Below are 23,050 nucleotides of genomic sequence, written 5' to 3'. Positions count from 1 at the left end.
ATACAGACCAGGAGGCGCTATGTCAAGGGTTCGAGGCTTATTTTTCCTCATCTTTTTTGCCTTTCTCTGTGCCTGCGGAGGGGGGCGTTCCTCCCTGCCGCCCGACACGCTGGTTATCGGCATCATCGGGGACATGGATACGGTGAACGACTATGCCAGCCATTCCGCCTTTACGTCCGACCTGACGAAGAATCTCTACCTTCAGCTCATGGAAGAACAGCCCGATTTCACGGAAAAACCACCCTCTTTCAAACCGATGCTGGCTTCTTCCTGGGATATCTCCGAGGATGGCACGGTCTACACGGTTCATCTCCGTGAAGGAGTGACCTGGAGTGATGGAACGCCCGTAACCTCCGAGGATGTCCTCTTTACCCACAACGCGGCAACGTCGGAGGAAATGGGATGGAGCGGAAGGGGATCCAAGGCCTCGATTGAGCGGGTGGAGGCTCCCGATCCTCAGACTGTGGTCTTTACCCTTACCCATTCTTATCCTTACGCCCTCATGGATATTAACGAGGGAAAAATTCTCCCGGCCCATGTATGGAAAAAAATTCCGCCGGAAGATTGGGTTAATCACGACTTTTCAAAGAACATGGTTGTCTCCGGTCCCTACACGCTCACGGACTGGAGGAGGGGGGAGAGTATCCTGCTTTCCGCCAATCCATCCTATTACAGGAAGGGATATCCCAAGATCAACCATATCCTCTTCCAGATCATTCCCGACCAGAACAGCCTTCTTCAGCAGCTTCTGGCCGGAACGATCGATGTCATGGCGGTCATTCCCCCCAAGGATGCCGTAAAGGTAAAGGAATCACAGAACGTGCGACTCGTTCAGTTTGGAGACATCCAGTACGGCTATATCGGGTGGAACCTCACCAACCCGCTCTTCCGCTCGAAAGAGGTGAGAAGGGCTCTGACAATGGGAATTGACCGGGAATCCATCGTCCAGACGGTCTGGTACGGGTATGCCAAGGTCGCCGCGTCACCCATTATTGCCGATTTCTGGGCTCACAACAACGAGGTAAAGCCCCTTCCCTATGATCCGGAAACTGCCAGGCAGATATTGAAGGAGCAGGGATGGGAGGATCATGACGGGGACGGAATCCTGGACCGGGACAACCAGCCCTTCGCCTTTACGCTGATTACGAATTCCGGGAACAAGATTCGGAATGATATTGCGGTCCTGGTTCAGCGGGATCTCGGAACACTGGGGATTAAGGTCAACATCCAGCTTCTCGACTTCAACCCCTTTATTCAGCGCCTGATGGGAAAGGAATTTGATGCGTGCGTCAATGGTCTTGCTGTCGCAACCAAACTCGACTTCCGCGACCTGTGGCACACCGATGCCATCGACCCGGAGCAGGGGATCAACGTGGTCTCCTACAGTAATCCCGAAGCGGACCGCCTCCTCGCGGAAGTTGTGGAGTTGCCCCTTGACCGCCAGAAGCCTCTCTGGGATCAAATTCAGGCGATAATTGCAGAGGATCTGCCCTTCACCTTCCTCTATGAGAATGACCGCCTGAACGGAGTCAGCACCCGCGTGACCCATTTTGAGATGAATGCCCTGTCTTCCTATTACCGTCTGGAGGAGTGGACACTGGCCCGATGAGGCGTCTTACCCTTCGGATTCTTTCCTCTTTTCTCCTGCTCTGGCTGGTGATGACCGCCGTCTTTTTCACGGTTCATCTCGCCCCGGGAGATCCGACACAGATCTTTTTTCAGCCCGGTATCTCTCCGGAAGTCCGGGAACAGCTCCGGGTTGCCTACGGTCTGGACCGTCCCCTCCACATACAGTATCTCCAATGGCTTTCTTCCTTTGTCCGGGGGGACTTCGGAATGTCCTACGAGCATCGAAGGCCCGTGGTCAGCCTGATCGCCGAAACACTTCCCCGTACCCTGGCCCTGGGTGGAACCGCCCTGATCATCGATTTCGCGCTGGGGATTCTGCTGGGCATTCTTTCGGCGATCCAGAGGAACCGGTGGCCGGATAAGATCATTTCGTCCGTCAGCTTTGTTCTCTATGCGGTCCCGGGTTTCTGGCTGGGTCTCATGGCCCTTCTCCTCTTTGCCTATATCGTTCCCATCTTTCCACCTTCCCACATGCATCGGCCCGGGTTTCAGACCCTGCCCCTGGCGGCCCAGGTTCTTGACTTTCTCTATCACCTGGTTCTCCCCGCCCTGATCCTGGGAATATCGGGTGCCGCTGCGACGAACCGTTTCATGCGTCAGAGCATGCTGGAGACCCTGGCGCAGCCCTTTATCAAAACGGCAAAAGCCAAGGGGCTTTCACGAAAGAGAATCATCTTCCGTCATGCTCTTCCGAATGCCATCCTCCCCATGATCACCCTCGCTGGAATGGCTCTACCCTTTCTCGTGTCCGGCAGCCTGATCATTGAGGTCATCTTTTCCTGGCCGGGCATGGGGAGACTGACCTACGGTGCCATGATGTACCGGGACTATCCGTTGATCATCGGGACGACCTTCGTTGCCGCCGTCATGGTCATCATCGGCAACCTCCTGGCTGATCTTCTCTATGCCGTGGCCGATCCAAGGGTGAGGCATGCGAACTAGGCTTTTGCTTACGATTCCTCTGATCCTCACCATCGTGCGGTTCGGGACGTTGCGTTCCATGACGGGAACCGGTGAAATGACTATTCTTTTCATTCTTGCCGTCCTCGCTCCCTTCCTTCCCCTTTCCCGAATACTGCGGACCCGTTCCACGAAAAAGACCCGTATCGGTGCAGTCCTTCTGCTTCTGCTCCTCATGATCGCTATCTTTGCACCCGTGATTGCACTCCATCCCCCCAATGAAACCTATTCCCTGCCGGAATGCCGCTATCTTTCCCCCCTCTCTTTCCATACGGAAGAGAATGTGAAGACCTTCTTTCCTCTGGGAACGGATGACTTCGGACGCTGTGTCTATTCCAGGCTGGTTTACGGCAGCCGTGTTTCTTTGAGCATCGGAATCCTGGCCATGATCATCGCAGTCGGACTGGGGGCCTTCTGGGGAGCCACAGCCGGCTATCTGGGGGGCTGGGCGGATGGAGTCATGATGCGGATTGTGGATGGGCTCATGGCCTTTCCCCGCCTCTTTCTCCTCATTCTGATCGTTGCCGTCTGGCCGACACAGCCTTCTGTCCTTATGGTGATCCTCGTCCTGGGGTTCCTCTCCTGGATGGAAGTGTCCCGCCTGGTACGGGGGCAGATTCTGTCTTTAAAGGAGAGAGACTTTATTCTGGCTGCCCGGCAGATGGGAGCATCCCATTTTCATATTCTTATCCGCCACCTGCTTCCCAACGCCTCCGGTCCCGTCATGGTGGATGGAACACTCCGCATCGGGGGCACGATCCTGGTTGAGGCCGCATTGAGCTTTCTGGGTCTTGGCGTTCAGCCGCCCACCGCATCATGGGGGAACATGATCGCCGGAGGTCAGGATGCACTCCTGGATGCCTGGTGGATGACCACCTTTCCGGGCCTGGCCATCGTTGTAACCGTGATGAGCTTTTTCCTCCTCGGGGAAGGATTCAGGGACGCAACGCAGGAGGATCACTGAAGCGAGTCCGTGTCGCGGTACAATAGGAACCATGTTCAGCCCGTATTTCTCACGCACCCTGCGGCTGCGGAGGCGAATATTCCCGCAACTGCCTGACACCCCGGGCTGTTTCCTGAGGAACCCGGCAGGTGGAAGTCATGGCGAGCGATACGCAGCCATCTGCTTTCATCTGCGCGTATTGAGACACGATCCCCATTCATGCGACCGAATGGGGTCATATCCCCTGCTGATACGTCGAACTCATGTACAAACCCTCAACGCAGGCTGTGGCCGTGTCACCGATGTCTTTCACTCGGTTTCTTTCCATTTTCAGCCATCTTTCCCCCCTCGCCGCGCACCGGGTATGAAATATGCGGGCTAAATCCCCCAGGGGCCGAATCATGGGACAGCACTTTTTATCAAGTCAGGGACTTGCCAGGAGGTTCATTGATCTTCTGGAGCTTCAACCGGGAGATTCGATCCTGGAAATCGGTCCCGGTGGCGGAGCGTTGACCCGTCACCTGTCTGCACGTGGAGTCCCCGTAGTGGCCATTGAGAGGGATCCCGGCCTGGTCGAAGAGGCGTCGCTTCCGGGTGTTGAGGTGATCGCCGGAGATGCCATGGAGGTACCGGAAGATATTCATGCCTTCCTTGTCCACAGAAAGATCACGGCCATCCTTGGAAATTTACCCTACTACGTTGCAACAGCCATCCTGCAACGGTACCTTCCCCATCTCTGCCATGTCCGTTGTGCCGTCTTTGCCTTTCAGAAAGAGGTGGCGGATCGAATCTGTGCGAGTCCGGGAACCCGGCCCTACGGATCCCTTTCCGTCCTTTGCCAGACCTATGCAAGAGTCTGCCGGGCTTTGATTCTTCCTCCCGGTGCGTTCCATCCGCCTCCGAAGGTCGATTCCGCCGTGGTGGTTTTTTCGGGAATACCCGACGTACCCTATCCCTATGAAAAATTTGCGTCCTTCCTTTATCGTTGCTTCGCCCATCCCCGGAAGACCCTCGGCAATAACCTGAAAGGGTTTGACCTTGCATCTTCCGGGATTGATCCGGCATGCCGCCCGGGAATGGTATCCCCCGGGCATTACCAGCGACTCTTTGTGAAAGCGGAGGTTCATTCATGACTCTGCCCTCGGCACTTCTTTTAAGCCTGGTTCAGGCGCTGACGGAATTTTTTCCCGTTTCGTCCAGCGGACATCTGGCTTTTGTACAGATGCTTCTCCCCGACTTTCAACAGACCGGCCTGCTCTTCGATCTCTGGCTCCACCTCGCCACAATGGTGGCCATCCTTCTTTACTACCGAAAGGATCTCGCACGCTATCTTACACCCAGAGGCCTGATCCCTCTGGTCATCACGACGGCAGTAACGGGTGGTCTGGGGCTTCTTCTTCACGACGTTGCCGAAGTGGCCTTTCACACCATGCCGTGGGTCGCCGGAAACCTTATGGTCACCGGACTTGTCTTAGCCCTTGCGTCCCGATTGCCTCAACGGGAGTTGCCGGCGAAAATGACCCCTGTCCGGGCTGCTCTGATCGGACTCGCCCAGGGATGCGCCGTTTTTCCCGGGCTGTCCCGTTCGGGTCTGACCGTTGTGGCCTGCCTGGCCGCAGGACTCGATCGTGAAGAGGCGGCACGATATACCTTTATCGCAGCGATCCCCGTCATCCTTGCGGCGTCGGGTTACGAAATTCTCAAAACCGGTGTGGCACTTTCATCGGTCGATCCTGTTCTCTACCTCTCCTCATTCCTGGTTACATTCCTGACGGGATTCCTTGCCCTGGCTCTCTTTGTTCCCATGGTGAAACGGTTGAATTTGCAAGGTTTTTCCCTCTATTGCATAATAGTTGCCGGAGGCATGCTCATCGTTCATGGAATCCGATAAATTTTTCAGAGAAATCATTGGTTTCACGATTATCATCGTGAGTCTCTTTCTTCTCCTGGCTTTTGTATCTCACAATCCGGGTGATCCTTCCATTCTTAATTCACAACCGGCCGGAGAGCCGTACAGCAACCTCCTCGGGCCGATCGGGGCATCCACATCTGCTCTCTTTTTTCAGGTCTTCGGCCTGATATCCTTTATCTTTCCGGCCGTCGTCTTTGTTACCGGAATCCGATGGTTCCTGCTCCCGGCAAGCCGGCTTGTGCCGCTTCGAATTTTTGGGTTCTGCCTCCTTGTCCTCTTTCTTCCCGCTCTTTCGGCTCTGATTTTGCTCGATATTCACTGGAGAGGACAGATCATTCGGACAGGCGGCTGGTTTGGAGAAACGGTGCGGAATCTCATGGTTTCCTTGATCGGCATAACCGGTGCCACCATCTTTCTTCTCTTCTTTGTGCTCCTTGGCCTCTTTTTCTGGACCTCGCTGGGACCCTCAGAATATTTCAGGCGGATTTCTGATCTTTCGGCACGTGTCATAGAATGGTTCCGAAGCCGTATGTCCTCCTACCGTCAGGAATCCAGGAGTTCCCGGGTCATCGACAAGCAGTACGAACGTCTCGAGGAGAGCGGCATCATTGTGACAAAACGGGAGGGAACGGCAGATCTGAAAGTGCGGAGGGTCAGTCGACAGACACAGGCGCCGCCCGCGGAGACGAAAGCACCGGTGAAGGACCGGGACAGGACCCAGACCCATGCTCCCGCTCCGCCTCAACAGCTTTCCCTGGCCCCCCCATCCCGTCATGAGTACGTTCTCCCTCCTTCAGGCCTCCTGGATCCTTCAAACAGAGGGCAATCGGAAGATGCAAAGCAGCTGGTTCAGCTTGGAAAGGCGATCGAGGCCAAGCTTGCGGAATTTCAAATCAACGGTTCCATTGCCGGAATCAATCCCGGCCCCGTTGTCACGGTGTTTGAGTTTAAACCGGCCGCAGGGATAAAAATTTCCCGTATTCTGGGGTACCAGGATGATCTGGCCCTGGCGCTTCAGACTACGGCGATTCGAATTGAGAGGGTCCCTAATAAATCGACCGTGGGAATCGAGGTTCCCAACCGGTCCCGCCAGATGATCCGCCTGCGCGACATCGTGGAATTTGATGGATTTGCAAAGGCCCCCTCTCTCCTCACCCTTGCCATGGGCGTCGATCTGCGGGGAGAACCCATTGTTTCAGATCTCTCCATCATGCCGCACCTGCTGATCGGCGGAACGACCGGGTCGGGGAAGAGCGTCGGGATCAATGCCATGATTATGAGTGTTCTCCTGCGGGCCAAGCCGGACGAGGTGAAATTTATCATGGTGGACCCCAAGCGGGTGGAAATGAAGATGTACGACAACATTCCACACCTTCTAACGCCGATAATCACTTCCCCCAAGAAGGCCGCGCAGGCGCTTGCCTGGGCCGTAAGTGAAATGGAGTCCCGGTACAAAATCCTTGCAGAAGCTCAGGTTCGCAACATCTCATCCTATCAGAAGAGGTCCCGGGAAGAGCGGGGCCTGAAGCCCATGCCCTATATCGTTATCGTAATCGATGAACTGGCGGACATGTTGATGGTTGCCAGCAAGGAGGTGGAGGATCTGATCATCCGCCTGGCGCAAATGGCCCGAGCCGTCGGCATCCATCTCATCCTTGCCACCCAGAGACCGGACAAGGATGTGGTTACCGGATTGATCAAAGCCAACATTCCCGCCCGTGTCGCCTACACCGTTTCATCCGGAGCGAACAGCCGGGTCATTCTTGACTCCATAGGGGCAGAAAAACTGCTGGGTGACGGCGATATGCTCTTTATTCCTCCAGGAACGTCGCGAAAAGTTCGTCTGCATGGTCCCTACGTGAGCGAAGTGGAAGTCGCCAGGGTGTGCAAATATATCCGGGCTCAGAAAAAGCCGGAGTATCAGGATGAAGTCACGGCTCATCCTGTTCCGGATCGAAAGGGTCCGGCGATGCGCGGGGAAGAGGATGAAGTGGATGATTCTCTCTTTTTCGAGGCGGTACGTGAAGTCATCCAGTCACAACAGGCTTCAGCGAGCCATCTCCAGAGGCGTCTCCGCGTTGGATATACCCGGGCGGCACGATTGATTGACCTCATGGAAGCCCGGGGTGTGGTGGGACCCGGGAAGGGAGCCAGGCCGAGGGATATCCTGGTCGGGGAATCCTTCCTGCAGTCCCTGGCGGCGGAAGGTGGATCGGGTGGTGTCGATGATGATCCTGACTTTGAATAGAAGAAACTCGAGCCTGGAATTCAGAAGGACCGGGTCCAGGTCCGGATCCGAGCAATAAAGTAGATCCAGGAAAAGATAAAGCCGGAGAAAAAGAGCGCCCAGGGATATCTTTCCGGAAAATTCCCGTCAACAACCGTGCGCGTGGAAGCAAAAAAGCTTGCGAGAACCGGAGCCGCAGCCACGGCTGCAGCCAGGAAATCCCGGGGCGTAAGATCGACCAGATACCCCCTGGTGTCCAGCCGGTTCAGGATCAGACCCATCACGGTCAATCCCAGGGCGGAAAGAACAGGGGCCAGCACCGGAGCCACCCACGGTACCGGAATGAGAAAGAGGATGTCCCAATCCATCAGACTCTTCGGCCAGTCGAAGATCAGGGCTAACATTCCGTAATAGACCAGGTCCCAGACTCCAAAGATGATCAAAACATAGGCAATCCTTCGAATAAAGGTCCGTCCGGCAGACCAGGCGGTGACCGCAATCATCAGAAGGGAAGCGGCTTCCCGGCCGATCTCCGTGAGCAGAACAAGGCTGTCGATGTCCTTTAGAGGGAAAGAAAATCCAAGGGGATAGTAGAGCTCCCTGAGGTACACGACCACGGCCGCTTCAAAGATGCCCATGGAAACGGCGAAGAGCAGGATCAGGATGAGGATCATGAAACCATTATCCCAGATTCTTTCCGGACCTGCTCCAATGAATTCCGGCTCCGGGAAGGATCAAGGGCATTTCAGATCGACAGGACAGGGAAAAAAGGACCGTGTGATATACTCTCAACGGTGTTAGGACACCTTTCCATTGAACCCATGCCCACGGTCCTCCGTCATATGTACCGTCATAATCACTCGGGAGAACTGGTCGTACGTCAGAGTGACTTTCTCTGTAAAATCATCATCAATCACGGAAACATCGTCAATGTACAATCGGACAACCCCCAGCACATGTTCGGGCACTACCTTGTTTCCAAGGGTGTTCTTACCAGGGCGACCCTTGAGCGACTCCTCCCCAAGACGGAAAAGGGAAGACCACTGGGTTTCCTTGTGGAGCGGGAAAAGGACATTCCCCGGGAAAAGATCCGCCAGGCGCTGATCGATCTGCACGCCCAGATCCTTTCCATGACGCTCCTCCTCGTGGAGGGAGCCTATTCCCTTCTGGAGATGGAGCAGCAGGAGATCGGACAGCCTCTTACCTCCAACGCCAATCTGATCTTTCATGCCGGCCGCCATCTCAATGATACGGAAAGAATGCTTGTCCTTCTGGGCGGTGAAGATCTCTACCTTGTCTTTTCAAGAGATCCCCTTCTCCTCTTTCAGGAGCTTCTTCTCTACCCGGAGGAGTTTTTTTACATTTCCAGGCTTCAGGATTTTACCCGCGTGGGAGACTACCTCCGTCTCTTTCCCGACAAACGGGATCTCATCGTTCGAATGCTTTTCGGACTTGTAGCCTGTGGGGTTCTGGAGCTTGTCCGAAAGGATGAAGCTCTGGAAGAGCAATATCGAAGGGAAGAGTTTGGCCGGGATGCCCTCGATGTACTCAACCTGCAGAAGGAACATGATGAAGGAAGCGAGGGGGAATATCTGGAAGAAGTCTCCAGGATACTGGAGCGGGTAAGAACCGGGGACTTTTACCGGATTCTGGATCTTCCCAGGATGGCCACACAGCGGGAAGTCCGGGATAAGTTTCTTGATCTGGCCAAACGGTTCCATCCCGATAACGCGAGCCGGGGCGGCAGTCAGGACCTGAAGCACAACCTCGTCACAATCACCACGTCGATTCGAGATGCCTACGAGACTCTCTCGCGGACCGATCGTAAACGAATCTATGACAATACCTTCGGAAAATCCTCCAAAACCATTTCCGCCATGTCGAATCAGCGTCAGCTTCAACTCCAGATTGCCCAGCAGAACTATGAAAAGGCCCAGGAGTACCTTTCCCACGGCGAAAACTATATTGCCTACCAGATGTTGGATCAGGCCTTTCGTTTCGATCCCCGAAACAGGGACTACCTTCTAGGACTTGTACGGCTTGAAATCCAGAATCCCCGGTGGCACCATCGGGCCGTTCAGAAGCTTTCTGAGTACCTGGAAACCCATCCTGAAGATGGAGAGGTTCTCGAAATGCTGGGCGACATCTTCATGGAAAAGGGAATGAAAACCAAAGCCCGGGAAATGTATCAGCAGGCTTTGAAGCTTTTCCAGGGAAACAAGACCCTGGAAAGAAAAGTCAAGGAGACGATGAAATGAAACATTCCGTCCTTACGATCGTGCTGATCTTCACAACAGGTCTTGTTCTGGCCCAGGTTTCCGGTCTTTACATCCAGCTGGGTCGATGGGAACCCGATGTGTCCGGCGATGTAACAACCGACCTCAATGATGCCATCGATATTGCCTCCGATCTTGCCCTTGACAGTGACTCCCCGACACTCTTTTCCGCCAGGCTCTTTGGCCAGAAACACGTTCTGGCTTATACGAGCTGGGACCTGTCCATTAATAAAAGCGGGATTTTGACGAACGATCTTTCCTTTGGAGATTCATTCTATCCTCTGGGAACCGAAGTGGATTCATCCCTGGAAGCCCAGTACCAGGAACTTCAATACCGTTACCTCTTTGTCCGTTCCGCCCTTTTGAAGGTTGGAGGGGTTCTTGCCTACCAGAAAGTGGACACCTCCATAGGGATCATGGATGAATCCGTATCCAGGGATGCAGGTATGCCTGCCGTGGGTCTTGCCGTAACGGCAACGACTCCACGAACCAAAGCGTACGGAGACGCGCTGATCCTTTATGGACGGGGAGATAACGGCAGTGGGACCCTCCTGAGAGCAGAAGGCGGAGTCGACCTGTTCAGTGGAGTCGGACTCTTTCTCGGGGCACAGCTCTACGATCTGAACATGGATATTGATGCCTATTCCTTTGATTGGTCCTTCTCCGGAATCTTTGCCGGGGTTTACCTCCACCTCTGACGTACTCGTGCGTTGAAGATCCTCACTTTCAGCGTAGACGTCCACCAGGCCGGCCTCCGGCTGGATCAGTTTCTCGCGTCCGTCGATCCCGCCCTTTCCCGCCGTGAGTGGCGCCAGGTCATTACCCTGGGAGGTGTTCATCGGGACCGTAAGCGTATGAGTCGGGTGGCCAGTCCCGTTTCAGAAGGCGAGACCTATACCGTCTATATGGATGGCGGGGAGCTGAAACCAAAATATTCGATCCATCCGGGTGATCTCCTCCTGGATGATGGAGATTTGCTTGCTGTCAACAAGCCTCCCGGCGTGGAAGCGCAACCCACGCATGCCCGCTATAAGGGAACGGTTTACGCCGCAGTCCGGGACTACCTGAAGAGCCAGGGATTTTACGCCACGATCGGCATGCATTCCCGGCTGGATCGAGAAGTATCCGGAGTCATGGTTCTCTCCGTCTCACGACGGGCCCATCCCGGCATGACCCAGATCTTCCAGGAGCGAAAAGTCCTGAAGGTCTACCTGGGAGTTGTAAGAAACGGACCTGAATCCGAGACAGGAAGGATCGATCTTTCCCTGAAACGGCATGGAGGGGGAAGTGTCGCAGTCACAGAAGGGGGAAAAGAGGCATGCACCGACTTTCGGGTAATGGAGCGGAAAGACCATGTTGCTCTGGTTGCCTTTTTTCCCAGAACCGGTCGGACGCATCAGGTCCGGGTTCACGCCGGTGAGTGCGGCATGCCGCTCATCGGGGATGCACTCTACGGTGAAATCAGTCCCCTGATTGACCGACCTGCACTCCATGCCTATTCGTACGTCTTCCGTCATCCAGTGACCGATGCAGAAGTCGAAATCACAGCGCCGTTACCTCCTGATTTCCTGAATCTGCTTCGAGATACCCGGCTGTCTCTTCCAGGCCCGGTTCCCGGCCCGCCTGAATTTCCATCGGATCCAACCTGAGGAGGGAATCCAATGAATATCCCGATTCGTATGCTGAGGCTTTCTCTGATCTTTCTTCTGATTTTTGGATCCATCCCCCTTCTGGCAAAAAACCGCAAGGAAGAGAAAACGGATCCTCTCGATCCCGCATCCCTCACCTTTCTGGATGTCGATCTCGAAAATCTATATCAGCAGGCCATGTCGCTCTATGCCCTGGGGCGGTACGAAGCGGCGGCGAGTGCATTTCTGGCCTATCTCCAGAACGATATTCGGGACAGCCATGCCCTGTACGCGCTGGCTTCCTGTTACGGACGGCTGGGAAAGGCGGAACTTGCCGCGGCGGCACTGGAGCGCTCCGTACGGGCAGGGTTGGAGATCGGAGATCTCCTGGCGCGTGACCGGGATTTCGATCCGGTTCGGACGAAGGCTCCCTTCCTTCAGGCAATGCAGAGAATCGAGACGTGGGGGAGGCGTCAGCAGGAAAGGAAGGGACATCTTCTCCTTCTTGAGGCACCCACACGCGTGGTCTGCAGGATTCACATTCCCGAAGCCTATTCTTCAGAAAGTCCGGTTCCCCTCGTTATCGGTCTGCACGGATATCGATCCAGTGCAGAGATCTTTGCTTCCCTTTACGGACGCTTCAGGAACCCAAACTTTATCTATGTCGCCCTTCAGGCTCCCTATCTTGAAACCTTCCGACAGGAACCCGGGTTTTCCTGGATCCGGCCGGATGCAAACGGGGAAGAGCTTGATGAGGATCTCATGACTTCCGAGCAATGCATTCTGGCTGTTCTGGCACGCTTACAGACTTCCTATTCCATCGATCAGGTCTTTCTTCTCGGGTTTTCCCAGGGGGCGGCTCTGGCCCTGCGGACCGGCCTGCACCATCCGGATCGATTCTCCGGCACTGCCGCCTTTGGGGGAGGGAATCCGGCAGACTGGATCTCTGAAGATCCGCCTCCTGGGGCAAAGAAACTGCCGATTCTGATCGCCCAGGGCCGGGAGGATCTGCGTGTCTCCCTCCAGGAAATGCGAAAGGGTGTCGAGACCATGAGTACGGCCGGTTACCGCGTTTCAGTTCTGGAGTTTGAAGGAGGTCATGACCTCCCGGCAGATGCTCTTGAGTCCCTTCAGCGATGGATGAAGGGAGAATCTCTCAGTGAGCCGGGGGAAACGAAATGAAATCTGATCAAAAAACAAACCTTCTCCGTTCGACTGAAGGGAATCACGATCTCTCCGGCTTTTCCGGTTGTCTGTCCGAAACCGGGCACCTGGTTCGGTTGATTCTCAAGCATCCCATGCAGGCCTTCCAGAACCAGGACCTCGTTGACTCACAATGGGCTTCTTTGAACTACTCTGAACCACCGGAAATGGATGGGGCGGTCAAAGAATACGATTCCTTTGTGGATATGCTTCGAGAGAGCGTGGACGAGATTCATTTCCTTCCCGCCGACGAACGGACCGGGATGGATTCCATCTATGTCCGGGATGCGGCCATTATGACCCGATCGGGAGCCATCCTCTGCCGGATGGGAAAGAATCTCCGCATGGGGGAACCGGAAGCTACGGGGGATGCCCTCTCTGTGCTGGGGATTCCCATTATCGGATCGATTACGGGGGATGGACGCCTTGAGGGAGGAGATTGTGTGAATCTCGACGGCCAGACGCTTATTGTAGGACAGGGATATCGGACCAATGCCGCGGGAATCGAACAGCTCAAGCGTCTGACTGAGGGAATCATTGAGGAAATCGTTGCGGTGCCCCTACCCCATTGGAATGGACCCGGAGACGTTCTTCACCTGATGTCCTTTTTCAGCCCGCTCTCATCGGACATGGCTCTGGTGTACTCCAGACTGATGCCCGTTCCCTTCCGCGAATGGCTGATCGAGCGTGGGGTTCATCTCATTGAGGTTCCGGACGAGGAGTTTGAATCGATGGGTTGCAACGTCCTTGTGCTCCGACCCGGTCTCTGTCTCATGCTGGAAGGGAATCCGCGGACCCGGCGGTGTATCGAGAAACGGGGTATCGAAGTTCGGACCTATCGGGGAAATGAAATCAGCCGGAAGGGAGCAGGCGGTCCCACCTGCCTCACGCGACCCATTGTTCGTAACGAAGTAATATCGAAGCGGGAGGAACCTGGATAGCCGAATAACTTTGAATCAGCGTCGCCCTGCATCCGTAGGATTTCTAAAGAGACAGCCTGAATTCAGCCATCTGGAGGAGTGACTTCTCCATCGATATCAGGATGCAGAAACGGAACACTTCATCATTGTCCTCTTTTCTTCACGGTTCACTCTTTCCTTCTTGCAATTTTTTGTGCGGGTGTAATTGTCGCAGTGTACAGGGATGAATAAAGTGCGAGCTAACTTACGGCCTGAACCTTTCCAGGGATCGATCCACTGTTCAATGCAGCGACGCCGCTCGGTCTTTCCACCGCCGTACCGTGCGATGGACCCCGGGGGCGAAGGATCCGGTTTTCAAAGGAAGCCAGTCCTGGTTCGTGGAAGGGCCGATGATCTGCATGGGATTGGCTCCGACATCGGCAACCGGAAGGGGTACATAGACCAGGTCGGTCTCCTTTATTCTGCCCTCGATATTTCCGAGACGTCGTAAAATTCCCGCGTTCATTCTCATCCGAACCGGTTCCGGCATTAGATCAAAGAGAATTTTTCCCAGAAAGGGGTTCCATTTCTCAACATCCATATCGGGAAGAACGATATCATCTTCCCTGGCGGTGTAAACCATAAAGGGACGGTCCTCCGTTACTTCGGGATCCCTTTCCGTAAGGTACGAAGAAACATCCATGGCCCACTCGTGAAATCCATCAAAGACGCGGACGTCAAAGGCAGGCAGAAAGATCCGGTCGGTATCAGGTACGGAGAAGTTACGAAGGCTGGCAAGAGAGGGAACTAGAGAAAGAAAGAGGTCGCGGAGGGAAGAAAAATCTTTGTCTCCATCACTCCATTGAATCCGCATTCGCCAGAAGGGTGCCCACCCCGTCGTGATCCGCGTACCTGCCGGCCGCCAGGGAATCTCCAGGGGGGGGATCGTGAAATAGGGAATCTCGGTAAGGCCCCGATCCGATGGTGTAAGCATTCGGCCGCACTGGGTGCAGATCTGGTGATGACCGCGGGGATTCATATGGATATCCCATCCACAGACCGGACAGCGGTAGGGGATGAGACGCAGCGATCCCGATCGAAAATCTGACGGTGCAAGGCGGGGTGCATAGTTTCTATGGAGCAGGTCCAGATCATTGGAAGTGGGGAATCCTGCGATGTTCTGGAACTGACCGTCAATCAGGACCCAGTCAGTTCCCGCAGGCATCCTGGCCCGAACGAAGTGGTAGGGCCGGTAAACGATCCAGCTTCTGGGTTCATGAACCGAAGAGAGGAAGGTCAGGGGGTCCATGTCCGGTTCGAGAAGAAGTCGTTTCTGAAGCCAGTGTCGTGCCGCGTCCTCAGGCAGGATTTCCTGTTCCCGTGACTCCAGGAACCAACCTGCCGCAACGGCCTCGGGTGTCAGTGTGGTGAGGGTCTGCCGGGACATCCAGAGCCCCCGATCCCTGAAGTTCCACGAGGAGTCGTAGCAGGGCACCATGTCGTCCATCTGGAAGAAATGGGTTTCAAATACCTTTTTTGCGGCAGGTCTCTTTCGTCCAAGGGCATGAAAAGCCAGGAGCAGGGAGTAAAGAAAGTAGGGCGCATGGATGGTAATGACTTCATGAATTTCAAAGAGGTGCCGTCTCTGCCGCTTGATGGAATCGAGATCGGGAAGAAATTCATACAGCATTTCCCCCATCAGAAGGGCTTCGCTGCCAGGGTCGGACGATTGGTTCTGCGGAACCATGTCGGCCCTGGTCCGAATGGCATCATGCGTCATGAGAATGTCTAAGAGGTGTTCCGGATCCCGGGCCTGATCCAGGGCCACAAGGCGAAGGATCTCACCGGAGTCCGGCCACCACAACCCTGAGGAGCAGTAAGGGCAGGTGGCCAGAGTCTGAAGAAGGTGCCATGTCGTTTCTCCACCGCATTTGGGACAGGAGATGGTGACATGGAAGAGTCCCGAGCCTTCCTGATCGCCGGGATGGATTTTTCCCTGACTGGATGGACTCTGCTCACCCGACATGGAGGCAGTATACCATCCGGTATCGAATGAAGAGGGGAAAACGGTTCAGAGGTCCTCGCGGTTCTCTTTCCGGCGGGAGAGCAGAAATCGCACCGGCCTGGCAGGCAGTGTGACCAGAAAGAGGGTGCCGCGAAAGAAAAAACCGGGAAGACGAAGAAGCATTCGGGGCCGAAAGGCTCGAATTCTTACGCCTGCGTCATCCACGATGGAATAGATATAAGGGAGAATTAACAGTGTCAGGAAGGTGGAAGTCAACAGGCCCCCCACCACGGTTCGGGCCAGGGGGTAGTAATAGGCGCCGGTTATGGCAGCCCGACCGAGGGCGAGGGGAAGAAGTCCCACAATGGTGGTAGCCGCGGTCATCAGGATGGGACGTAAGCGGTCGCCGCCACCTCTCAGGAGGGCTTCTGTCCGCTCCATTCCTTCCTTTCGAAGCTGATGAACACGGTCCAGATAGACGATGCCGTTGTTGACGACGATTCCCATCAAAATCAGCAGACCGATCTGGGCCATGAGGTTCAGTGGACTTCCCGTAATGAGAAAGAACCAGGCGACACCGAATAGAGCGTAGGGCATGGCCAGAACGATGGCAAACGGGTGGGAAAGGGATTCAAAGAGGGAGGCCATGACGCAGTAGATCAGGACCAGGGCCAGGAGAAGCTGTAAAACCATCTGGGATCCTTCTTCGTCCTGACGCTGCATTCGTGACGACCATGACCATGTGACCCCGGGAGCCATCACGCTGTCAAGGGCCTGCGCCATGGTCTTTCGTGCTTCCTGAAAATTTTTCCCCTCATAGATCGCTCGGACACCAATTCCGACTTTCCGGTTTTCCCGCTCGATGGATGTGGGGCGTCCCCGTGTCTGAAAGGTTGCAACTTCCCCCAGTCGAACCGGTTTTTCTCCATTTGCGGTGATGAGCAGGTTTTGAAGATCTTCAATGTTTTCGCGATCCTCTTCCCTCAGAGCAAATCGAACCTCCACCTCGCCCTGGCGGGTTTCATAGCGATGGAGGCGCTGGGATCCCAGGGTAAATGCGAACATTTGAGAGAGATCCATGGGCGTGAGATCGAGACGGCGGGCTTTTTCGGGGTCCAGGGAGGCAACGATCTCCTCGCTGGGAGCCTGAAGATCGGAATGGACATCCTCCAGGCCTTCGATCGACTCAAGCTGTTTCTGAACGATGGGAAGGATCTCCTGGACCGACTCCATGCTGTCGGCGTTCAGATAGATCTGCACCTGCTGTCCCCCCTCGTCTTCTTCCTGATGCCAGAATCGAATCTCCATTCCGGGAAGGGGCGGGTGCTCCTCCCGGATGATTCTTCTTAACTCCTTGGCCTCTTCATCTTTAAGGTTTCGAGAGAGGTTCAGAATGGTACCGCCTCCGTCCTCTCCCATAAAGGAATAGACGGTCTCGATTCCCCAGGTATCCCGAAGCGTGTCCAGATAGTGCTCCATGATGGAGATACGTGTTTCCACTTCGCTCAGGGGAAAGTGGTCTCGAAAGATATATCGGTATCCAATTCGCGTGTTTTTGGTTCCTCCCTGAAAGGTGCTCATTTTGACCCAGCCGGCGGCCAGCGGGAGGATGGACAGCACCAGCAGGAAGATCGCGATGATAAACATTTTCCAGCGATGGTGAAGGGATGCGGAGAGGATGGAAATATATCGTGCCTTTAACCCGGCAAGAAAATCACCACTGATTTTCCAGTGAAGACGCTTAATCTGGCCGAAGAGAAAGGGGATCAGGGTCAGTGCGGCAAAGAGCGAGCAGATGATCGTAATCGTGACTGTGACGCCGACATCTTTCAGCCACATGAAGAGCTCCCCCTTCCCGCCCACAAGTAACGGAAGAAAGACGATTACCGTGGTAAGTGTGGCGGCGGTAACCGCCACGCCCACTTCCTTTGAGCCTCCCAGGGCGGCGGAGTCAGGTTCTTCCCCGTCCCAGATCCGGCGCACAATCGCTTCAAGAACCACGATACAGTTGTCCACAAGCATGCCGACGGCGATCATGAGTCCCATCATGGTCAGCATGTTCAATGTCTTTCCCATCACGAAGAGAATGGTGCCGGCCATCAGAAGAGAGAAGGGGATGCTCAGGGAAATCATGATTGTGGGGATCGGATGGCGGAGAAAGAATGCCAGGACGAGAGCAGCCAGGATGGCTCCCCAGATACCTGCTGTTAAAAGGCCTTTTAGCCCGTCCACGATGTCCTTTGCCTGATCGTTCCATGTAAAGAAATGGATCCCTTTCAGGAGAGGATCTCGATTGATATCCTCATCGATCACCTGCTTGACCCGGGATGCGACTTCTACGGTATTGGCGGTCGATTCCTTAAAAACTTCCACGCCCACAGCCCGTTTTCCGTTTACATGCCTGTAAAATTCCAGCCTTGGCTGTTCATAGACAATGTCGGCGATATCTTTCAGCTTCAGCCTGCCTCCAAGAATGGGCCGATCTTCAAATTCTTTGAAGGAATCCATCCTCCCGATAGCTGTGGCGCTGAAAATCTGATCCCCTTCCCGTACCAGGCCCAGCGTTTCATCCGTGTTGAGTGTTCGGAGGTCCTGGATGAGTTCGCCCATGGGAATTCGATATCGGTAGATGTCGTTCAGACGGAGTTCGATCCTGACTTCCATGGGCTGGATACCGCCCACATCCACCTTTGCCACGCCGGGAACGCGCTGGAGCCGCCGAATGATCTGCTGGTCGATAAGTGGGTAATTCCGGGAAAGATCCAGACCCTCCGCAGCGATTCTGGCTTCAACAATGGGAATGGACTGCGAGTCGAACGTGAATACCCGAATCGGAAGCATACCCTCCGGCAATTCGGTCCGGGCCCGGTCCAGTCGCTCCGTCACTCGGACGCGGGTGGAATCCATTTTGACACCCCACGGATATTCAAGCCGAAATTCCGCTCCGTCCGGGTAGGAGGAAGAATGCATGCTGTTATAGCCTCCCAGCGCGGCAAGCTGTTCCTCTATGGGGCGGGCAATGTACCGCTCCACGTAGGACGGGGATGAATTGGGGTACGGTGCCCAGACGAAGACAAAGGGGAAATCGACCGTGGGAAGCCATGCAAGTTTCATCTGGGAAAAGGAAATGATCCCGAGGAGGATCACCACGCAAAAGATCATGGCTGTTGTTACGGGTCGCCGGACTGCCAGTGTGGAAAGGATCATTTTCGTGTAAAGAGCTTGTAGAGAGCGGGGATGAAGAAGAGAGTGAGAAGGGTTGCGAAGGACAGGCCGCCGACCACGGTAATTCCCAGGGGAGCTTTCAGCTCGGCACCGGGTCCCATTCCCAGGCTGAGAGGTAAGAGGCCCAGAATGGTGGTCAACGCGGTCATGAGAATGGGGCGAAAGCGAAGCCCCGCCGCCTCGATAACCGCCTTCTCGGGTGAGAGGCCTCCGCGACGGAGCTGGTTGGCTGTGTCCACCATGACGATGCCATTATTGACGACAATCCCGGAGAGCATGACGATACCGATCAGTACAATAACATTCACCTGCAGTCCAAGCAGGGTCAACGTGAAGATGGCACCGATGATACCCAGGGGCACTGTGAAAAGAATGATAAAGGGATGGAGGAAGGATTCAAACTGGGAAGCCATCACGACGTACACGCAGAAAACCGCCAGAAGAAAGGCAAGAAGAAGGCCGCGAAAGCTTTCCTGCATCTCCAGGTTGGCTCCGGATACGACGGCCTGGACCCCGGCGGGCAGATGAAGCTGATCCAGTACCGTCTGGATCTGGCTCACTGCGCCGGAAAGGTAGATACCCCTGAGGTTGGCGGTAACGGTAACGACCCGGCGCTGACCCACCCGCTGAATTTCCGACGGACCCAGGCCCTTTTCTACTTTCGCCACCTGAGAAAGGAGGATATCCTTATCTCCACGCCGGCCCACTTTGATTCCCGCTAGGGCATCGACTTCCAGGACGTCACCTTCGAAGGTCTTCACGCGCACACCGATTTCCTCTTCTCCAACGTCCAGCTTTGTTGCAATCGTGCCTTCCACCTGTTTTCGGATCGCCTCCGCAACTTCACCGAAAGTGAGTCCGTAAAATGCCAGGCGGGCTGGCAGAAAACTGACCTGAATCTCGGGAGACCGTTTTGTGGCCGTGGATTGAACGTCTTTAAGAAAGGGTTGGGACGCGAGGGCTTCCAGAACGGTTTCTCCCGCATGTTGAAGATCGTCCAGATCCGAACCGATGATCTCAATTTCGATGGGAGTGGAAAAAGAAAGAAGAGTCGGCTGAGTGAAGGTATAGGTCAGTCTTGGTCGACTTGATAGAAATTCGGCAATCGAGCTCTGAAGGTTTTCCTCCACGACGGAGATGTCCCGACCCTTGAGTTTGAAATAGATTTCGGTCGTGTTTTCTCCGCGTTCTTCCTCGGGCTGACTTCCCCGCTGCCAACGTCCCGAGGTGGCGAAAACGTCGGTGACGCCGGGTAAGTCTTTGGCAAAGGCAATTAATTCACGGGCAAAGACATCGGTCGACTCCAGGCGCGTACCCGGGGGCAGCTTGGCATTCAAAATCAGAGTTCCCTGATGGAGGGGGGGGAGGAGATCGACCTGGAGGTTGCGTGCCATAAAGACGGCTGCAAGAAAGAGAGCCAGAAAGAGGAATACGGTCAGCCCCGGCCGCCTTACAACCGGGCCCAGAAATTTCTGATAACGCTCTGCAATGGATGCAGGGAAAAATCCCTTCCGTTTCTGGTTTCCGCTAAGTCGGGCCGTTAGCATCGGAATGAGCGAAAGGGCAACAACCAGTGAAGCCAGGAGGGCAAAGGTGACCGTAAGAGCTTCATCCCTGAACATTTGAGCGGCAAAACCCTTGAGGAAGAGCACGGGAAGGAAGACGGCAACTGTGGTAAGAGTGGATGCCGTAATGGCACCGGCAATCTCACCCGTGCCTTCAATCGCGGCCCCTGGAAAGGGCGAGCCCCGCTCCGCTCTCCTTTCGATGGCTTCAATCACGACAATGGCATTATCCACCAGCATGCCGACCCCGAGGGCCAGCCCTCCCAGCGACATCAGGTTGAGTGTGATTCCAAACTGATCCATCAGAAAGAATGTGGCGATAATGGAGATGGGAATGGACAGGCCCACCGCAAGAGTCGCTCGAAAACTGCCCAGGAAGAAGAAAAGGATGGCAATTGCGATCAGCCCTCCCACGACCGCATTGGAACGAACCTCGGAGATGGCATCTTTGATATAGGAAGAGGCGTCAAAGAGTGTATCCAGAGAGGTCTCGGGCGGAAGAAGCTTGTCCAGGGAAGGGAGATACCGCTGGATTCGCTTGGAGAGGGCCACGACATTTGCATCGCCCTCCCGATAGATGGCCAGTTCTATGGAAGGTCCCTCCTCGGTTGCAGCCATCGCTTCGGGCCGCTGGTATCCCCAGGAAACATCGGCAACATCCTTCAAATATACCGGTGTGGTCGCCTCGATCTTTACGGGGACATTTCCCGCATCCTCCGGAGTCAGCATTTGATTCAGCGCTCGGACGGTAAACCGGGCATCGTTCTGATAGAGGCTCCCTCCGGCGATATTGACATTGTGCTGGGCAAGGGCTGTTTCCACATCTTCCAGCGTGACGCCCAGGACCCGCAGTCGGTCCGGAAGAATGACGACATGGATTTCACGATCCTGACCTCCAAGCACCTTCACTGCTGCGACGCCGGGAATGGTTTCCAGGTTTCGTTTAATGGTTCGATCGGCAAAGGTCCTCAGCACGGAAAGGGGAGCGTTCCCCCGGAAGGAGAGACGAAGGATCGGATCGGAGAGGGGATCATATTTCAGAATGAGAGGTTTGTCGACCTCTTCGGGAAGGACGAGTAAATCAAGTTTTTCACGCACATCCATGGTGGCGAGGTCAAGGTTGGTACCCCAGCCGAATTCGATCGTCACCTGAGCCAGGCCCGCAGTCGATCGACTTCGGATCCTGTGAACACCGGGAAGGACACCCACGGCCTCTTCGATCGGGCGGGCGACAAGATTTTCCACTTCCATGGGTGAGGCGCCGGGGAAGGCAGCCTCTACGACGAACGTCGGATAGGTAATGTCAGGAAGCAGGTTGATTGGGAGTCGCGTGATCGCCACAAGGCCGAACATGACAATGGCGATCGTCACCATGACCGTAGTGACCGGACGATGGACGGAAAGGGAAGATAGGCTCACCGGTTATTCTCCGGATGCGGAGTCCTGATCTTCCTCCGTTTCGGGTGGTGCCGGGGCGGCAGCCTCAAGAGTGACCTTTGTCCCTTCCTTCAGCCCTTCCTTGCCTACGGTGACAACCTTCTCCCCGGGCTCAACCCCTTCCAGAATCTCTGCAACGGTGCCATTCCTCCAGCCGATCTTCACATCCCGTTTATGGGAGACGTTATCGTTCACCGTGAATACCCATGTCTGGTCCAGCTCCGATACAAGGGCACGCAGGGGCACCAGGGTTGCGGCGGGCTTTACCTTGTCCACCACGTCAAAGGTAACGAAAGAACCGGGCATAAGCTGTTCCGGTGCCCGGGAAATGGATAATACGATCTCGACCGTGCCGGTCTGAGAGTCCACAACGGGTGATATGCGCAGGACGCGGCTCAGGAATGAAACCGCGCCTTCCCTCGCCAGACCCTTTACCTCCTGACCGACCCGGATATTCGAGGCTGTTTCCTCCGGAAGGAAAATTCTTGCCAGAAGAGGGTCGCTGTCCGTCAGAGTGAAGAGGGGGGAGAGAGCCTGGACGTGCTGACCCACGTAAATGTGACGGCGGGATACGATCCCGTGAAAGGGTGCCGTGATGTAGGTCTTATTCAAGCGCATCTTTGCGTCATCCAGAGCCACGCGCGACTGTTCATAAAGATATGTGGTCTGTGCCATCGATTCCGGCGAAAGCAGACCCTGTTCAAAGAGTTTTCGGTTCCTCTCCAGCTCGCGGGACTGGTGGTCATATTCGACCTGAGCCCTTTCCAGGGCGATCTCTTCATCCCTGTGTTTCAGGATGGCAATAGTTTCCCCCGTCTGAACGGTTCGACCCTCTTCGGTAAGGATCTGCTCTACGACCCCCATGGTTTCGGTCACGACTTCCACTCTCCGTTCGGCTTCAAGTGTTGCTGTGACTGCGGTTACATGCCGGATGGGGCCGCTGGTGACAGTTTCGACCTCGACGAGAGGGGGTTTTTCTTCCTTTTTATTTCCTTCTTTTCCTGCTTCCGAACCGTGCCGGGGACCGCAGGCAAGAATCGAAAGCACAACGACTATGGACATGATGGTTTTCATATCGAAAATATACGGATTAAAGCAAAGAAAGTTCCAATATGGCCAATATGATTGAGATGATACAATG

The 23,050-nt window shown here is 55.0% G+C and carries 16 protein-coding genes; 11 read left to right on the top strand and 5 right to left on the bottom strand.

Annotated elements, in window-relative coordinates; translation table 11 throughout:
* Nucleotides 1–19: 19 nt before the first annotated feature.
* The 6 genes from PLD04_06025 (at nt 20) to PLD04_06000 (ending at nt 7,692) form a co-directional block, all read left to right on the top strand.
* On the top strand, nt 20–1,609 hold the full coding sequence (locus PLD04_06025) for an ABC transporter substrate-binding protein (protein HXK67882.1): 1,590 nt from the start codon (nt 20–22) through the stop codon (nt 1,607–1,609).
* Nucleotides 1,606–2,571: an ABC transporter permease gene (locus PLD04_06020; GenBank protein HXK67881.1), complete on the top strand. Its 966-nt coding sequence runs from the start codon at nt 1,606–1,608 to the stop codon at nt 2,569–2,571. The genes PLD04_06025 and PLD04_06020 overlap by 4 nt, the downstream gene beginning before the upstream one ends.
* The gene (locus tag PLD04_06015; protein ID HXK67880.1) at nt 2,561–3,553 is read left to right on the top strand and encodes an ABC transporter permease; all 993 of its coding nucleotides are present in this window, start codon (nt 2,561–2,563) and stop codon (nt 3,551–3,553) included. Before PLD04_06020 ends, PLD04_06015 begins: the two co-directional genes overlap by 11 nt.
* Before the next feature lie 380 nt (nt 3,554–3,933).
* Nucleotides 3,934–4,665: a 16S rRNA (adenine(1518)-N(6)/adenine(1519)-N(6))-dimethyltransferase RsmA gene (gene rsmA, locus PLD04_06010; protein HXK67879.1), complete on the top strand. Its 732-nt coding sequence runs from the start codon at nt 3,934–3,936 to the stop codon at nt 4,663–4,665.
* The gene (locus PLD04_06005; protein ID HXK67878.1) at nt 4,662–5,423 is read left to right on the top strand and encodes an undecaprenyl-diphosphate phosphatase; all 762 of its coding nucleotides are present in this window, start codon (nt 4,662–4,664) and stop codon (nt 5,421–5,423) included. Before rsmA ends, PLD04_06005 begins: the two co-directional genes overlap by 4 nt.
* Entirely contained in the window at nt 5,410–7,692 is a 2,283-nt protein-coding gene (locus PLD04_06000) for a DNA translocase FtsK (protein HXK67877.1), read from the top strand. Before PLD04_06005 ends, PLD04_06000 begins: the two co-directional genes overlap by 14 nt.
* A 20-nt stretch (nt 7,693–7,712) precedes the next feature.
* Here PLD04_06000 and PLD04_05995 read toward each other — a convergent pair whose 3' ends face one another.
* Nucleotides 7,713–8,345 (bottom strand): hypothetical protein, encoded by a 633-nt coding sequence (locus PLD04_05995; protein HXK67876.1) that lies wholly within the window; start codon nt 8,343–8,345, stop codon nt 7,713–7,715.
* Nucleotides 8,346–8,492: 147 nt separating this feature from the next.
* On the opposite strand from PLD04_05995, the gene PLD04_05990 reads away from it, so the two are divergent.
* From PLD04_05990 to PLD04_05970, 5 genes are read left to right on the top strand one after another with little or no spacing between them, the layout of a single operon-like run.
* Nucleotides 8,493–9,929, top strand: a complete 1,437-nt coding sequence (locus PLD04_05990; GenBank protein HXK67875.1) for a DnaJ domain-containing protein — start codon at nt 8,493–8,495, stop codon at nt 9,927–9,929.
* Nucleotides 9,926–10,645: a hypothetical protein gene (locus tag PLD04_05985; protein HXK67874.1), complete on the top strand. Its 720-nt coding sequence runs from the start codon at nt 9,926–9,928 to the stop codon at nt 10,643–10,645. Before PLD04_05990 ends, PLD04_05985 begins: the two co-directional genes overlap by 4 nt.
* Before the next feature lie 12 nt (nt 10,646–10,657).
* Nucleotides 10,658–11,596, top strand: coding sequence for a pseudouridine synthase (locus tag PLD04_05980; protein ID HXK67873.1), 939 nt, complete (start codon nt 10,658–10,660; stop codon nt 11,594–11,596).
* A 12-nt stretch (nt 11,597–11,608) separates the two neighbouring features.
* Entirely contained in the window at nt 11,609–12,757 is a 1,149-nt protein-coding gene (locus PLD04_05975; protein HXK67872.1) for an alpha/beta hydrolase-fold protein, read from the top strand.
* A complete protein-coding gene (locus tag PLD04_05970) occupies nt 12,754–13,719 on the top strand; it encodes an arginine deiminase family protein (GenBank protein HXK67871.1) in 966 nt (321 codons plus the stop codon). Before PLD04_05975 ends, PLD04_05970 begins: the two co-directional genes overlap by 4 nt.
* A 259-nt stretch (nt 13,720–13,978) precedes the next feature.
* On the opposite strand, the gene PLD04_05965 is transcribed toward PLD04_05970, so the two are convergent.
* The 4 genes from PLD04_05965 to PLD04_05950 are packed head-to-tail and all read right to left on the bottom strand — an operon-like array spanning nt 13,979 to nt 22,983.
* Nucleotides 13,979–15,703, bottom strand: coding sequence for a hypothetical protein (locus tag PLD04_05965; protein ID HXK67870.1), 1,725 nt, complete (start codon nt 15,701–15,703; stop codon nt 13,979–13,981).
* Between the two features lie 45 nt (nt 15,704–15,748).
* A complete protein-coding gene (locus tag PLD04_05960) occupies nt 15,749–18,889 on the bottom strand; it encodes an efflux RND transporter permease subunit (protein HXK67869.1) in 3,141 nt (1,046 codons plus the stop codon).
* Nucleotides 18,886–21,891: an efflux RND transporter permease subunit gene (locus tag PLD04_05955; GenBank protein ID HXK67868.1), complete on the bottom strand. Its 3,006-nt coding sequence runs from the start codon at nt 21,889–21,891 to the stop codon at nt 18,886–18,888. Before PLD04_05955 ends, PLD04_05960 begins: the two co-directional genes overlap by 4 nt.
* A gap of 3 nt (nt 21,892–21,894) precedes the next feature.
* On the bottom strand, nt 21,895–22,983 hold the full coding sequence (locus PLD04_05950; protein ID HXK67867.1) for an efflux RND transporter periplasmic adaptor subunit: 1,089 nt from the start codon (nt 22,981–22,983) through the stop codon (nt 21,895–21,897).
* Between the last annotated feature and the right edge of the window lie 67 nt (nt 22,984–23,050).

It is taken from the genome of Thermoanaerobaculia bacterium (assembly GCA_035593605.1).
GTDB lineage: Bacteria > Acidobacteriota > Thermoanaerobaculia > UBA2201 > DAOSWS01 > DAOSWS01.
The sequence above is the reverse complement of the archived record's forward strand: the minus strand, read 5'-3'. Positions and strand labels throughout refer to the sequence as shown.